Source organism: Vulcanisaeta sp., from assembly GCF_049966235.1.
In the GTDB taxonomy this organism is placed as follows: domain Archaea; phylum Thermoproteota; class Thermoprotei; order Thermoproteales; family Thermocladiaceae; genus Vulcanisaeta; species Vulcanisaeta moutnovskia.
Genome location: NZ_JBMFVA010000006.1, coordinates 64,317 through 80,109 on the forward strand (window position 1 = coordinate 64,317; position 15,793 = coordinate 80,109).

Below are 15,793 nucleotides of genomic sequence, written 5' to 3' on the forward strand. Positions count from 1 at the left end.
TGTTTACCTACACGGCATTAAAACTTACACTGCACCCAGTAGTATGTACATAAGCAAAAACTATTATAACGTTAAACCATTAATGATTTAGTGGCCGACATATTTTATGACATTTATTATAAACGATTAATGGAATTGAATGAGAACCACAGTCTAAGAAGAATTAATACAATGCATGGTGTATTAAGTAAAATTATTGATGCCAGCGATATTAGGGATTTATGGAAATCACTTCCCACCTTCTCTAGGCATGATAATAATAAGGCAGTGGCTATTGATGGAGGCGTTAGGGAACTTGAACTTAGGGATGGAAGTGCCATAATAATCGCTAGGGCTATTGCAGTTAATAATATTGGTGAGCAACCAATTAAGGATGTGATTGTTGATTGGATACCCGTATTTACACCCGTTATTAAGTGGGTATTATTGTCGTATATAGAGAGCGAGGTTGCGCTGAGGACCATTGAGAGAGGTAAATATGACTTCCTGCTGTTAGATGGTAGTTTATATGCTAAGATTACGGCGTTAATCCACGAGTTAATATTAACGAAGGGTTTCTTAGATCTTTATTACATTCCTGAGGTTATAAGGGCATTGGAAAGCCTATATAATGTTCTTGAGAGAGCTAGGGAGTTAGGAGTTAATGTAATCTTTGTGGCTAAGGATTCTAAGTTAAAGATATTTAAGGACTACATACTATTTAAGGCACTTAAGGAGTTAATACTCAGTGACGTGCCCTTTGTTAATGTCAGTAAGGAACTCCTTGATATACTTAATAGGGGTATTGATTGGTATAGTATTGTTTGGATCAGGAATTATAGAAATAAGCTAATCTCATTGGCAAAGAATTACAATGGAACACACAGAGACTTAATTAGAATTGGCATTAGAATGGCACTGAGTCAATCAATATCTGATATTATGCTTCTAGAGGAGTTAGTTAGAATGCGGGGCATTAGGGCAGGTATAACCAGGAAACTACTAATAGGCGCAATGGACGCGTATCTAAACCATAAATCATTAACACAAATAGATAACCTATTAAAATTCATTAAGGATAGAATTGAAGACAGTGCTGGATTAAGAACCGTTGATGACTATGATAATCTAAATATTGATGAAGAACTAAATAAAGTTAGGAAGGTATTAATTAATTTTCCAAGAATAATCATGCTATACATAAAATTTAATGAAAGTGATACTCCAATATCAGTGGAAATACCTTACTATGACTGGCCAATGTTTAATCAAGGAGTTCCCTGGAAACTATTCTATGATAAAATTGATATTAGTAATCACCTAGGACTACTTATGAGCATGTACAAGGACCCCATTCATTATAATAAATTACTCTGGCTTGCTCATGAATATGCCAATTTTGGTGAGGATCAATTTCTCGAGTATGCAATGACTGCGGTGAGTAAGTTAAGAATACAGACCAAGAGAAGATTCGGTATGGCCTTCAACATCAACCTAAATCCCCAACCTGAGGATTTCCAAGAATGACCCAGTTAGAAGTGCACTATATACCTGACTATTCCCCGATAACCAGCAAGTCTCACAATGTCTACTTCTACGTAACTTACATACTTAAAGGCGATTATTTTTAGGAAATTCTTAATACCATTAACATGAATGTATGCCGAGAATATAACGTTACCCTTACTCTCCATTGAGGTACCATCAACCTCATTATTAAGTAAGTCGGGTAGTTCAAGTTCGTTGTATTGCCATGGCTCTGAATCAAGCCTTATGGCGTATAATTTTTCAATTGTTTTTCTTCCAAGCTTTAATTCATTTATTTTATTTATGATAACCTTTTCCTCAACATTAAGGGGTAAGGTTAAGTATGTTAATTCTTCATTAACAAAGAATTTATGTGGAGGCACTTTAAACGAATTAATCTCTATGTCATCAATAATCTCCTTAACTTTCACAGACTGTCTTAAGTATTCAGGAATTGAAGATGACATTACCCTCAAAATGATGGCTAAATAAGCAAGTTAAAAAAGCTATCTTATTACGATCCCTCTACAAACAATGGTCTAATTAATGTAACCTCAACTTCATCACCCTCATCAAACCCCTCCCTATTCTCAGGAACAATGAGAATACCATTACCCCTGACCAACGTACTCAGTACCCCACTACCTGTTAATGCAAGTGGATCCACATACACCTTACCATCTCTTCCCAAGTAAACCCTAACCCTCACAAATGACCTAGTATTAACTGGCGTTGATACCCTCCTGGTTAGAATGCCCCTGACAATGGGCCTTGGATCATCAGTAGCCCCCATCATATGAAGTAGTATAGGCCTTACAAGCACATCAAAACCTGTTGCGGCTGCAACAGGAAAACCACTAAGCATAAAGATAGGTTTTCCATTAACCACTGCTATGCTGTTTGGCTTTCCAGGCCTAATTGAAAGCCCGTGATTAATATACTCAGGTTTTAGTCTCATTACGGCTTTTATTGTATAATCAACCTTACCCACCGAAACACCGCCCGTTGTAATTACTGCATCATAATCCCTGAGAGCATTATCTATGGTTTCGGCTATCCTCTCCTCATAATCACCAACAATGCCTAGATAAACTGGTTCGCAACCAAGAGACTTGAGCAAACCCTCAATTACAAACCTTGAACTATTAACTACCCGGCCAGGTGGCGGTCCCTTACTTAACACATCAGTTACTTCCACAAGCTCATTACCCGTACTTATTATTGCAACTCTTGGTGAGAATACCTTAACCCTATAAATACCCATTGACGCTAATACACCTAAATCCCAAGGCAATATTTTCATGCCTTTCCTATACATTACCTCATTGGCCTTAACGTCCTCACCCCTCCTTGATACATTACCCATGGGTGGTACAGGTCTTAAAACCTCAACATAATCCCCTGCCCTGCGTGTATCTTCATACATAACCACTGCATCAGCATTAATAGGTAATGGAGCGCCAGTGCTTATTTCCACGGCCTCACCTGGATTTAATGAGTATTTGCTTGGATCATCACCAACCGACATAAACCCTATCACCCTCAGCGTTATTGGATTTGTTGATGATGCTCCAAAGGTATCTACGCTCCTTACTGCATAACCATCAACTGCCGACCTATTGAATCCAGGTACATCAAATTTAGCCACTGCATCCTCAGCCAAGTACTTATTAAGTGCTTCAGTTATTGTAGAATCAACGACTCTAGGCACGTGCTTAATATATTTAATAGCCTCATTGAGTACTTGATCCACGATCTTTGTCTCCTTAAAGCCCATGCTAATTAAACCCAATGCATAGGCGCCATTTAACTTTAATCAGGCTATTAAAATGACTTAAAAATAAGGTAATTACAATAAGTACGTGAGCTCTAACTACCTAAAAACACCACCTAGGATTAAGGTTCTTGAGGCCCTTGGAGCCCTTGCTGATGGTAGGGTTGAGGAAGTTAATGAGAAGGAGGCATTGGTTAGGTCGTCAGATGGTACGAGAACATATAAGGTCTATGTGGATATTTCTAGGAGGGAGGTCGACAGTACGGACAATGGTACTATATATAGGGGTTATGTTGGTTATCCAATAATATCATTTTTAATGACTAAGAGGTTACTACCGATTAATGAGAAATTGATGCAGTCCCTAAGGGGCATTCCCTGGAAAAAACTGAATGAGGAATATAAGAACTATGCAAAGGTTATGGAGGTAATAATTAAGGATAGAGAATTGAATGAAACCGAGGTAAATAAATACATTGATCAAGTACTATCGGTATTAAGGCGTATGAACCTAAAACGAGTACAGAAGTATCATGAAGTTGCTGAAGAGTAATTTTAGAACCAAAACTTGCATTAAGTAATTCATGATTTATCCTAATTAATTAGAGAATTACGGCCTAAGCATCACTCCTGTACGAATGACTTAAATGGGCATTTATTATTAAATTCACATACGGCGCATTTACCAAGTGATGGTGAGGCCTTGGGTTCTCTACGCATCAGCCAATAATCCAATGCCCATTTAAGGTGAACCTCTATTGATCTATCAAACTCATTAATGTAGACTATGAAATCCCTAAACCTAACCTTAGCAGGAAATTCCACAGCATTCGTTAAATACTTAACTGCCATGGATAGAATATTCCTGCGTAACTTCTCAGTGATATTGATATCACGCTTAGTCTTTATCACCATAACCAAGGGATCCTTACCTAATCCCATTTTATTTATTAGATATGCATATAATTGCGACTGTACATACTCGTTATCAAATAATTTATCCAACCACTTATTACTCGTCTTTAATTCAATAATAGCCTTAGCTATCCCGCTCATAAATACCACAGCATCGGGTATACCCAATATAGTGATGCCATTTATGTTTGCCATCAATGGTAATGTGGCTATTACTATCTCATTACTCTTAATAACGTTAAGAAACTCCTCCGTATTCACTCTCCTTCCCTTAAATACCTCATCATGAATTATTATTCCCATTTCCATGGATGGTGTTTGTAACCTACCTTCAATGACTGATAAATGTAATTTGTACTCACAATATAGTTGTTGGGCTATCTCAGAAACAGTTACGTAATCCCTACCGAATCTAATCACTGAATTACTTACCAAGACAATGCTTGATTAATATCCAGTCATTAATAAGGGTAATGAACCAGTTTTAATTTCATTAATCCTTAACGGCTATAACGGATATCTCTATCAAGGCACCACCAGGTAAATTACTCGCCTCAATAGTAATACGCGCCGGTGGATTCTCCCTGAAATACCTTGAATAAACCTCATTAAACTCCGAGAACTTACTCAAGTCCTTAAGTGCCACGAAGACCCAGGCAACATTGTTTAATGAATAACTTGCGGCCTCAAGAATGGCCTTAATATTCTCGAGAACCCTCTCAGTCTGCTCCTTAACACCGCCTTTGACTAGCTGCCCCGTGGATGGGTCAATGGGTATTTGGCCACTAATGAATAGGAAGTTACTGACCTGTACGGCCTGTGAATAAGGACCTATTGGTTTGGGTGCCTTTTCCGTAAATATTGTTGTTTTCGGCATTGTTAGGAAATATGACCATGTACTTTAAAGCATTACGGCTTCTCAATATTGAAATTGAAGCCGAGCTCCCTAAGCTTGCTAATGACCCTATTTGCGGCATTCTCCTCGGGTGGTAATTCCACAATGAAGGAAACCTGCGCATAACCTGGCGTTATTGTTGGGTCAAACCTCTCATGAAAGACATCAAGTATGTTCACCCCTAATTCACCTAGAGTTGAGGTAATCTTACCAAGCATGCCAGGTTTGTCTGGTAGTAAACCGGTTATCTTCACAATCCTACCCTCAAGAGCCAACGCCTTACTAATGACCCTGAATAGCATTGTCATGTCAATATTACCGCCACTCACGACCGCAACAACATTACCACTAACCTTAACTTTCCCACTTATTAAAGCGGCCACACTGGCTGCACCAGCGCCTTCTGCGATTACTTTCGCACTTTCCGCTATCGTTAGTATTGCCTTAGCAATTTCCAGGTCATTAACCAACACAATATCATCAAGTAACTCACTCATTAACTTAAAGGTCAAATCACCGATCTTCTTAACGGCAATGCCATCAGCAATCGTATCAACCTTTTCCATATTAACTATCTTACCACTCTTGAGACTTAGGTAGGCTCCAGGCGCTCCCTCGGCCTGAACCCCAATTATCTTGGTCCTAGGATTCACGGTCTTAATCACCGACGCAATACCCGATATTAATCCCCCACCGCCAACAGGCACTATCACATGATCAATATTATTAAGATCCTCGAGAATTTCGAAGCCTATGGTACCCTGACCAGCTATTACGTCTGGGTCATTATAGGCATGAACATAATATGCACCAACTTCCTTGGCCAGCTTCACTGCATAATCCTCAGCCTCACTATATGACTCACCATGGAGTATCACATCAGCCCCATACCTCTTGGTCCTCGCTATCTTAATCCAGGGAGTGTATTGAGGCATTACTACGGTGGCCCTTATACCGATAAGGCTTGCTGAGTAAGCAACGCCCTGGGCGTGATTACCCGCTGATGCAGTGACGACATGCTTAATATCCAGTCTCTTAACAGTATTATTAATTGCAAAGTAAGCACCCCTAACTTTAAAGGAACCCGTTTTCTGGAGTGACTCAAGCTTCAACCAAACATTTGCACCAGCTATATTACTTAAGGTCTCAGACCTAATCAATGGTGTCCTATGCACGAGACCCCTTGCCTGCGCCTCCTTAATCATTTTCAGTGCCTCAATGGCTCTCTCATATATTTCACGTGGCGTTGTCATAACCTATCAATACGTTAATCATATATTAGCCTTACTCTACTCCTGACCTGAATCCTTAAATGACCTCAATGCAACCCCTTAAGTAATGGTTAAGTTAAGTAATGATGCACTAAGGAGGATTATCTTCGCGAGTCTGGGCGTTAAAGATGAAGACGTAATTGTGGGGCCCAGGATTGGTGAGGACGCAGCAATAGTTAGGATTGGTGATAAGTACATGGCGGTACATACGGACCCAATAACAGGCGCTATTGAGGGTATTGGGTGGCTTGCCATAAATATCGTTGCAAATGACATTGCGGTTAGAGGTATTAGGCCGAGATGGTTCCTACTAACCTTATTATTGCCACATGGTGTGAATGAAGATGGCATTAGAACGATAATGACTGATGCTAATAGGGCACTTACTGAGTTAGGTGGTTCATTGATTGGTGGTCATACTGAGTACACGCCAGGCATTGATAGAGTTATTGCGTCAACAACGGCCATGGGCATTGGCAATAACTATGTAACAACCTCAGGGGCTAAACCTGGTGACTTAGTACTTGTGACAAAGTACGTGGCTATGGAGGGTACCGCAGTATTAGCAAATGATTTTGAAGAAGATTTAATTAGAAGGGGTGTGCCTAAGGAAGTTATTAATAAGGCGAGGGAATTTCTTAAGGAAGTAAGTGTTGTTAAGGAAGCCCTTGAGATAGCCGACATTGTTAATTCAATGCATGATCCAACAGAGGGCGGCCTAATCCAGGGATTACTTGAAATTGCCGAGACCAGTAATGTCAGGTTAAGGATACATATAGATAAGATACCCGCTTTACCGGAGACACTACGTATATTTAATGTTCTTGGCATTGATCCTCTTAAGTCACTGAGCTCGGGGATGCTTGTGGCTACGATACCGAAGGAGCACGTAAATATTGCTACCAATAGATTAGAGAAGTTGGGAATTAATTACTCAGTGATTGGTGAGGTTGTGAATGGTAAACCAGGTGTTGAACTTATTAGAGATGAAACAGTGATTAATGAGGTTCATGGGTTTATTGAGGATGATGTTATGAAATTGTGGCATCAAAAATATGGTAATTGAAATGCAGTATTGTTAGATTACATATTTAAATATATGAATTAAATGTATGAATTTAATATGGAGTCCTCAGCGCCTCCAAACTGGGATGTTGCCATAAATAGGGCCATGGCATCCAATATACCAGCTGTTTTTGATATATTGAAGAAACACTCATATTTATTGGATCTAGCTAAGGAACTTAGAAAGGCTAAGGAGGAAGTTATTAGGAACTTCGATTATTACATAGACCTTACGAAGAAATCAGTTGAGAGGATAGGTGGTAGGTTTTACCTAGCTGAGACGACTGATGAGGCTAAGGAAATCGTGAGTAAGATAGTGGGTAATGGCAAAACTGTAGTCATGAGTAAGAATAATGTAGCCTCAGAAACGGATTTAAGACCCCATCTTGAGAAGTTGGGTAATGAGGTTTGGGAGACAGATCTTGGAGAATTCCTAATACAAATAGCCAATGAGGAACCAAGCCACATACTAGCACCTGCACTTCATATGACTAAGGAAAGGATTGCAGAGGTAATGAGGGAGAAACTTGGGATTAATGTACCACCAGATCCGATTGCCATAGCCCAGAAGGCTAGGGAATTCCTTAGGGAGAAGTTTCTTAAGGCCAATATAGGTATTACGGGAGCAAACGCCATTGCGGCGGATACGGGCGCCGTATTACTCGTTGAGAATGAAGGTAACATAAGAATGACAAGCATATTACCTCCAGTGCACATTGTTTATGATGGTATTGAAAAGATCGTACCCACACTATATCACGCGATGATTGAGACGCTGATACAGGCGGCTTATGCCGGGCTTTATCCACCAACCTACGTGAACCTAACAGCCGGACCAAGTAGTACGGCTGATGTTGAGATGTACAGAGTCTCGCCTGCTCAAGGACCTAGGGAATTCTACATGGTACTTCTCGATAACGGGAGGAAGAAAGCAGCGAAGGACCCAGTGCTTTGGGAAATATTGCTGTGCATAAGGTGCGGTCGATGCAGCATGCACTGCCCAACATACTGGGCAATAGGACCGAGATTTGGGAAACCACCCTACACGGGACCAATGGGTATTCCATGGACAGCAGTAACTAGAGGCATAGTGGAGGCAGGCCCAGCAGCAATGCTATGCACCCACTCTGGGAATTGCAGGGAGGTATGCCCAATGGGTATTGATTTACCTAAATTAATACTCCATGTTAAAGAGGAATACCTAAGACAATTGAAGGTTTAAGTGATTATTATAAAAAGCGATCATAAAGAATTAAACCTACATTAATGCTATAATTATTAGGATCACCAATATTGCAATTGCCAACGTAATAAGCAGCATCTCTAAATATGTCCTTAAGTAACCCCTCTGTATTGACCTGATGTATCTAGACAATGTATTAAATGCACTTGGTATTAAGAAATTAAATAAGATATCAAAACCCTTATATATGTAAAACGCTGCTGTAGTCAATGCAAATCCAAAACCTGCCAGCACAACATCCATGAATACCTGTATATAGTATCTTCTCTCAAATATCTTTGTTATTAACCCTAAATTACCAACCCTGGGCTTCATTAGGGCTATCACGAAGATAATCCATAACACAATACCCAAAGCGATGACTATAGGATCAACACCTGCACTTATGAATATAGCTGGCTGTAGCACGAAGGGTATGATCAATGAGACAAGGGCTGCTGTTCCGGTAATGACGTATGCCGTAACCATGAGTGGATACTTACTATGTTCCTCGTGAGTATGTGGTTTCTCGCCCTTTATGAAGTTAAGCGAGACGAATCTTGATAGGAACGCCACATAGGCCAAGCTAGCCAACAACATGAGTATATACGCACCATAACCAACAACAGAAACTGTTTCTGTCGTAACTTCATCCATTGCAGCATGAACCCAATAACCAGCTAATGGAGGTACACCGCCGAGAGATACAGCTGCAGCTAACGCTGCGTAGAATGCAGCTTTCATTCTCTTACCAAGCTCCCAATCGCCCATATTAAATCTAGTGTGAGTTACATGTATTAAATGACCGCTGACTAGGAACAGTGTGGCTTTGGCAAGGGCGTGTATTATTAAGTATGAGAATGCCACAAGTACAGCCAATGGTACTACGTACATACCTATCGTGAGTGCTTGAGGTATAAATGGCGATAATGCGGTTACACCCATCATAAAACCTAAGGAAGACATTGTTGACCCTGCTAGGATTACTTTCCTTTCATCAATCATAGTAGCAAATAATGCTCCTAATAATGCAGTTAGTAATCCTATATATACTGTTATTAAGTACACAATCTCGACACCGGCACTTGTTAATGCGCCGGCCATATACAATGATTCTGTCAACCTCATGAATATGTAAACACCAGCAGCGACCATAGTCGCTGAATGCAGTAATGCTGAAACTGAGGTAGGGCCTGTCATTGCCGTGAGTAACCAGTCATTGAATGGAATCTGGGCACTCTTTGTATATGGGCCAAACATGAAGGCTAGTAATAAGGCTACGGTACCGCCAATTCCAATCTTTGAAATTATGTATGACCAATTAATTGAAGTGAACTCTAAAGGTGCTTGATTACCTCCTAATGCGCCTAATACGGCTATTGCAGCTATGGCACCCAGCATTGGTATATCACCGAATCTTATTGTGGCAATGGCCCTATATGCAGCGTAGGATGGTGTGGTCCAGGCCGGTTTATTCAAAATGAGTCTCTCACCGAATCTTCCTACATATGATAACTCATCATCATCCTTATACCAATGCCCTATGAGAGCCCAAGAGCTAAAGCCAAGACCCTCCCAGCCTATGAACATGAGAAGCAAATCATTGGAGTAAACAGTCAATAACATGGATGCTGCGAATAGGTTATAGAAGAACCAGAACCAACCAAGCCTATAATCATCGGCCAAGTAATCAAGACTGTAAACGCCTATTATGAAGGCTAACCAAGCCGTGAGCAGACCCATGTACCTACTTAGGAAGTCCACTATGAATGAAACCTGTATCGTAAATGCGGGGATACCATTCATACTCGGTATTACGATCCAGGGCGCAGAGTAGATTATTGGCTTCATTGGAAACTCAAGTGTTATGTAGGTAGACGTTATAGCAGCTATACCAAGCCCAATAACCGCTAAGTACGCCAACGGCCTGGCCTTACGAGGATCTTGGTTAAATAGCCAATAAATAGCTATGGGTGCAGCAAGTACTATAGGCGATAATAACATTAATCCCATTAATTTACCAAGTAAGGTTTCGAACATGCTCATCACCTCATTATCATACTAATACTTATTAGTACTGAATGCACGAGGTATGCGGATGCTGGTGGGAATAAAAGTATTATCGCAGCTAGACCAAGTACGTATAATGGTATTACGAGTTTAGGATCAACGCTTACCTTATGGTAATTACCCCTAGATTGCCCATAAAACACCTGTTTAAGAGCCCAGAAGCCGTAATATCCCGTCAACACAAATATGATAGCTAATCCACTGGCTAAACCTATAAATACCCATAATGGATATGAAGGCAGTATAACATTTACTAATCCAAGGAATAGGTAAAACTCAGCAAGCATTGATAATGTTAGTATTCCTGAAAGCGCCATCCAACCGAGTACAGCAGCTGCACCAACCGATGGCATATACGTCTGAAGACCACCCATTTTTTTCATGTCAAATTCTTCATAGTAAACAATTATTGATGCAGCGGTCATGAAGAGTATTGTTTTGCCGAATAAGTGTGATATATAATGCATTGTTAGTCCAAGTATTCCATAAGGACCTAGTGCAAGTCCTATTAATAAGTACGTGGAGTTAGCCGCTGTTGAATATGCAAGCAACCACTTATAGTGGTAACTATGCCTAATCACACCAAGACTTATTATGATCCCACCAACTATTGCATAAACGAGTATTGGTAATCTAAACATGTTTATGAAATATGGAGAGACTAGGTATATCCTAGCTAGTACATAAGCCATTAAACCAACAAGCCCTGATATTAACGCCGCTACTGGAGTTGGATGAGATCCATGTACCCAAGGTATCCATACATGTGGACCAAAGCTTGGTAATTTTATCAATAATCCTATGAACATTAATGCCCACGCTATAACTGATATGCTCTTTATTGTATAGAGATCCATTGTCCCATTCTCTAGACTAACCATAACGGCGCCTATTAGGAATAATGTACTTGCTAACATACCATATACGAAATAAAGAAGTGCAATCCAGCGTCTTGTCATACCCTGCGTATCATAACCATAGTAATAAATTAGTATGACAGGCGTTATTAATGAAACCTCTAGGGCTATATACATTAACAATAAGTTATATGAATATATCAGTAATTCCATACCTGCCGCGCATAAGGTAAAGAGTAGGTAATATACATCGAATTGCTCAGTTAGTCCTAATACATGGAATCTATGCTTCATGTATGGATAAGAAGCTATTTCCAGTGTTATTCCAACAAGCGCTATTGCTAAACCAAATGCATTACTTAAGCCATCGCTTATTAAATAGACCATACCTATTGGTCTTGACAGGGCGCCAAGTGGAATTAAGTAAGCCTTACCAAGTATTAGTAAGTATGATGAGTATATAAATAATGGTATAAAGGATATAGAGGTAATAATCATTGCAACCCTACTGAACCTCTTACCTATTATTCCAGCTATTACTGAAGCCACGAAAGGTAAGGCTAAAGATGCTAATAGTACTGAATCACTTTGTATGAGCATTACTCATCACCCGGCATTGCCTTCTTGTTTAATGATACATTTCTGCATTGATACGTCATTAAGTAATACCTTTGTAATTCGTTACTATTCATTAGCATACGTACCATAGGGAGAGACCGTATTTTTAAGTACTACCTCCATCATTAATAATCATGGAAAATGAAATAAAACAAAGTAATACGTACATAGCCAATGCAAGTATTTAGGCCATACATTGATCACCAAAAGTCAGCGCAGTTCCTGGATAATCTACGGCTTGGTAAACAACGAGTTGAGACCAAGCAGGTTCTGCTAGCAATACTTAGGAAGATGGGCATTATTAATGATGGTAAGCGTGGGTGGATTAATCACCCCATTGTACTTATGTACTACAATAATGGGAACCCCTACATCAATGACTTAGTTAATTATTTCTATGCGCTAATTGATGAATGGATAGATAGAGGATACAGGAATAATATTTCCTTGAATGATATTGAGAAACACCTAAAACATGTGAGTGGTACTTCTGGTACACCTATTACACCTATAATCGCTAGGGAGTATCGTAGAGTTTTACTAATTAAGAATCCATGCTATTATATACATAAACTAAGTAAGGATGAAGTCCTGGAGCTTATTTATTCAAAACCTATGTATTTCAGAGGTATTAATGAGTGGATTAGGGATGTTTACGATGATTACCTTAAATTTATTGATGCACTTAAAAAAGGCATTATAACCTGCAGCTCTATTTTTCCTAGGCGTAGTTGATCATCCTTTTCGCCCGTCTTTCATCACTTTTCAGAACCAACGCGCCCAATCACTAATTACTACCATTTGCATATGCTTATAAGCCCTAACTCAATTTGGTTTACTTGCTCAGAGGTTATGGGCTGGATTGAGCTGTTGCAGGGATTGGTTAGGGAGGGATTATCATCAAATCACAGAAGACTTATTGTGCTTGTGGGTACTAATGAGGAAAAAATTGCTAAGTATGCGGCAGAGTCCCTTAGGGTATTCTCATCGCTTGTTAAGGATCCACATGGACTATACATGTACCAACCGGAGTACTCTGATGCCCAGAGAAGGATGGGTAAGCTTAAGGACCTTATTGAGGGAATTCCCATAAATATTGATTATAGACCATATAAAGACACTGATAAGCTCCTTGGTATCACTGTCGATTTTGCTGTTCTCGACCTAATGAACGATTTGAAGCCAAATGATGTAGGTAGATTAGGAGGCATCGTTAGGGGTGGCGGTATTTACATCTTCATGATACCACCATTGAATGAATGGATAAGGCAATTAACGAAGTTTCAGCAAAGCCTTTTGGTCCCTCAATATGGACCTGAACATGTTAGGCACTTCCTAAAGGTAAGGTTCTGGAATAAGTTAATGAGTATGGATAAGATATTGATCATTGACGCCAATAATGATGAGATAATTAAGGAACCAATCCTCGGTGATTCGCAGACCTGGAAGCCAAGGGAGATAGTAATGCCTGAGAGAATGAAGTTCACAAGGACTATATATGAGCTCGCTAAGACCCAGGACCAGGTTGAGACGCTTAAAGCGATGGAGGTACTAATGGAGAGGCCTCCAAGGGGTAAGAAGGTCAATGTAGTATTGATTGCTGATAGAGGCAGAGGTAAGTCAGCAGTTATTGGTCTTGCGTTGGCTGCCTTAGCACATAGACTTAGGAAGATTAAGGGTAGGGTGAGGTTCGCGGTTACGGCAATGAATCCCAGTAATGTCTCTACATTAATGGAGTTCGTAATAAAGGGACTTAAGGCACTAAACTATGATGTGAGCACAAGCTATTGGGGTAATGATGTGGTTTCGGTGAAGGTCGGCATTTCAATCTTCATAGATTACATAAGGCCTTATGACATGCTTAGTGAGGATGGTAGGGATATTGTTGTGGTTGATGAGGCGGCAATGATACCATTACCCGTGCTTTACGGAATACACGAGAGGTTTAGCAGGGTTATATATGCATCGACAATACATGGTTATGAGGGCGCTGGCAGAGGCTTTAGCCTTAGGTTCCTTAAGTACCTACGTGAGGATAAGAATACGAGGATCATTGAGTATGAGCTTAAGGAACCAATTAGGTATGCACCCAATGACCCAGTGGAACAGTGGTTATTTGATACATTGTTACTTGATGCCGAGCCCGTCAGGATAACCGATGAGGATCAAGAATTGATAAATAGGCATGAATTCAATTACTTAATTCCCGATCTTAAGAAATTCTTCTTATTGAACGAGGAACAACTAAGGCAGTTCTTCGGAATATACGTTCAAGCACATTATAGGAATGAACCGGATGACTTAGGCATGATGATGGATGCGCCTCACCACTTCATAAGAGCGTTATCATTAAGTAATGGCAAGATTGTGGTGTCCGTTGAATTGGCTGAGGAGGGTGGTATAGGTGATGATATGATTGATATGGTTGTGAGAGGATTGAAACTACCTGGAAACATAATACCTGATAGGCTAATCAAGTATTGGGGACTTACGGATTTTGCTAAATTGAAGGGCTGGAGGATAATAAGGATTGCCACACATCCCGAACTTCAGGATAAGGGTCTAGGCACTGAGATGCTTAAGAGAATTGAGGAAGAGGCTAGGGAGAGAGGTATTGATTGGGTTGGTGTGGGCTTTGGAGTTAACGCCAAATTACTGAATTTCTGGATTAAGAATGGCTACATGCCCGTACACATAAGCCCCGAGAGGAATCCAATAAGTGGTGAGTATAGTGTATTGCTTGTTAAGCCAATAAATGAGAAGACAAGAGACATTATTATCTATGCAAATAAGGAGTTTAGATTAAGACTGCTTAATTCATTGCAGGGTCCATTCCATGATATGGAACCTGACGTAGTCAGGATGCTACTAACTGACTGGGGTCAGGCATTAGATCCTGGTTATACTCCAAGGCTTACTGAGGCTCAGATTAGGCGTTTAGTTGCTTATTCATGGGGTCCAATGACCTACGAGAACACTGCTGATGCAATAACAGAGTTGGTAAAAACGTATTATTTAAGGAGAGGTGTTGATAGTATTAATCTTCCTCAGTTCTACGAGGAAGCACTGATTTGTAAGGTGTTGCAGGCAAGGCCTTGGAGGGAGTCTGCTAAGGTTCTTAGTATTAGGAAGTCGACATTAATGCTTATGCTTAGGGAGGTAATTAAATTGCTCATTCAATACTATGTAAAGTATGTCGAAATACCGGAGTTTATGATTAGTGTCACTAAGTCACAAAAGAGGAGTAAATAGTCTGGGGGGTTAATTTTAAATTAGGTTAATGTTTATTCAGTGGCATGGCTAAAAATGGCAAGAGAAGAATTGTAATTGAGGTTGATGATAGGCAATATGAAGAGTTAAAGAAACTTAAGCAGTTGTATCATTCAAGGAGTTGGGCCGACCTACTTCTAAGGTGCCTTGATAATTCATTACTCATAGCAGAGATAATAGAGATTCATGATGACGTTAAGGACATAAGTAAGGCCATTAGTGAGATCTCCAGGTTGATTAGGGAGGAGGTATAGTGTTTAATTAATGTACGAGTCCCACCATTAACTCTCACAAGTAAAGAATAAATATAGCCTAATTAATGAGAATCTG

General features: G+C 40.0%; 14 protein-coding genes. 7 read left to right on the forward strand and 7 right to left on the reverse strand.

The genetic code is table 11. The features are described from left to right. Positions 1-90: 90 nt before the first annotated feature. Entirely contained in the window at positions 91-1,506 is a 1,416-nt protein-coding gene (locus ACP5L5_RS05615) for a DNA double-strand break repair nuclease NurA (protein WP_428762235.1), read from the forward strand. A gap of 5 nt (positions 1,507-1,511) precedes the next feature. On the opposite strand, the gene ACP5L5_RS05620 is transcribed toward ACP5L5_RS05615, so the two are convergent. Together ACP5L5_RS05620 and ACP5L5_RS05625 are read right to left on the reverse strand one after the other, a co-directional pair. Further along, positions 1,512-1,973, reverse strand: a complete 462-nt coding sequence (locus ACP5L5_RS05620; RefSeq protein ID WP_428762236.1) for a hypothetical protein — start codon at positions 1,971-1,973, stop codon at positions 1,512-1,514. A gap of 47 nt (positions 1,974-2,020) precedes the next feature. Further along, positions 2,021-3,283: a molybdopterin molybdotransferase MoeA gene (locus ACP5L5_RS05625; protein WP_013605185.1), complete on the reverse strand. Its 1,263-nt coding sequence runs from the start codon at positions 3,281-3,283 to the stop codon at positions 2,021-2,023. A gap of 85 nt (positions 3,284-3,368) precedes the next feature. Here ACP5L5_RS05625 and ACP5L5_RS05630 point away from each other — a divergent pair, with 85 nt between their 5' ends. Continuing rightward, positions 3,369-3,833, forward strand: coding sequence for a hypothetical protein (locus ACP5L5_RS05630; protein ID WP_013605184.1), 465 nt, complete (start codon positions 3,369-3,371; stop codon positions 3,831-3,833). Positions 3,834-3,904: 71 nt separating this feature from the next. On the opposite strand, the gene ACP5L5_RS05635 is transcribed toward ACP5L5_RS05630, so the two are convergent. From ACP5L5_RS05635 to ilvA, 3 genes are read right to left on the reverse strand one after another with little or no spacing between them, the layout of a single operon-like run. Next, positions 3,905-4,630 (reverse strand): CRISPR-associated protein Cas4, encoded by a 726-nt coding sequence (locus ACP5L5_RS05635; RefSeq protein WP_428762238.1) that lies wholly within the window; start codon positions 4,628-4,630, stop codon positions 3,905-3,907. Between the two features lie 58 nt (positions 4,631-4,688). Continuing rightward, a complete protein-coding gene (locus tag ACP5L5_RS05640) occupies positions 4,689-5,072 on the reverse strand; it encodes a RidA family protein (RefSeq protein ID WP_428762240.1) in 384 nt (127 codons plus the stop codon). 32 nt (positions 5,073-5,104) lie between these two features. After that, positions 5,105-6,343, reverse strand: a complete 1,239-nt coding sequence (gene ilvA / locus ACP5L5_RS05645; protein WP_428762242.1) for a threonine ammonia-lyase — start codon at positions 6,341-6,343, stop codon at positions 5,105-5,107. An 85-nt stretch (positions 6,344-6,428) separates the two neighbouring features. Here ilvA and ACP5L5_RS05650 point away from each other — a divergent pair, with 85 nt between their 5' ends. Together ACP5L5_RS05650 and ACP5L5_RS05655 are read left to right on the forward strand one after the other, a co-directional pair. Continuing rightward, the gene (locus tag ACP5L5_RS05650) at positions 6,429-7,427 is read left to right on the forward strand and encodes an AIR synthase family protein (protein ID WP_428762244.1); all 999 of its coding nucleotides are present in this window, start codon (positions 6,429-6,431) and stop codon (positions 7,425-7,427) included. Positions 7,428-7,484: 57 nt separating this feature from the next. Beyond that, positions 7,485-8,648 (forward strand): LUD domain-containing protein, encoded by a 1,164-nt coding sequence (locus ACP5L5_RS05655; RefSeq protein WP_428762246.1) that lies wholly within the window; start codon positions 7,485-7,487, stop codon positions 8,646-8,648. A 36-nt stretch (positions 8,649-8,684) separates the two neighbouring features. Here the strand turns inward: ACP5L5_RS05655 and ACP5L5_RS05660 are convergent, their stop codons facing one another. Next, complete coding sequence (locus ACP5L5_RS05660) at positions 8,685-10,694, reverse strand: NADH-quinone oxidoreductase subunit L (protein ID WP_428762248.1); 2,010 nt, start codon at positions 10,692-10,694, stop codon at positions 8,685-8,687. Further along, a complete protein-coding gene (locus ACP5L5_RS05665) occupies positions 10,694-12,175 on the reverse strand; it encodes a complex I subunit 5 family protein (protein ID WP_428762250.1) in 1,482 nt (493 codons plus the stop codon). Before ACP5L5_RS05665 ends, ACP5L5_RS05660 begins: the two co-directional genes overlap by 1 nt. Before the next feature lie 192 nt (positions 12,176-12,367). On the opposite strand from ACP5L5_RS05665, the gene ACP5L5_RS05670 reads away from it, so the two are divergent. From ACP5L5_RS05670 to ACP5L5_RS05680, 3 genes are all read left to right on the forward strand, one after another. After that, positions 12,368-12,928, forward strand: a complete 561-nt coding sequence (locus ACP5L5_RS05670) for a pyrimidine dimer DNA glycosylase/endonuclease V (RefSeq protein ID WP_428762252.1) — start codon at positions 12,368-12,370, stop codon at positions 12,926-12,928. Between the two features lie 117 nt (positions 12,929-13,045). Next, positions 13,046-15,445: a tRNA(Met) cytidine acetyltransferase TmcA gene (locus ACP5L5_RS05675; protein ID WP_428762254.1), complete on the forward strand. Its 2,400-nt coding sequence runs from the start codon at positions 13,046-13,048 to the stop codon at positions 15,443-15,445. Between the two features lie 44 nt (positions 15,446-15,489). Beyond that, a complete protein-coding gene (locus tag ACP5L5_RS05680; RefSeq protein ID WP_428762255.1) occupies positions 15,490-15,717 on the forward strand; it encodes an ATPase in 228 nt (75 codons plus the stop codon). Positions 15,718-15,793 lie beyond the last annotated feature (76 nt).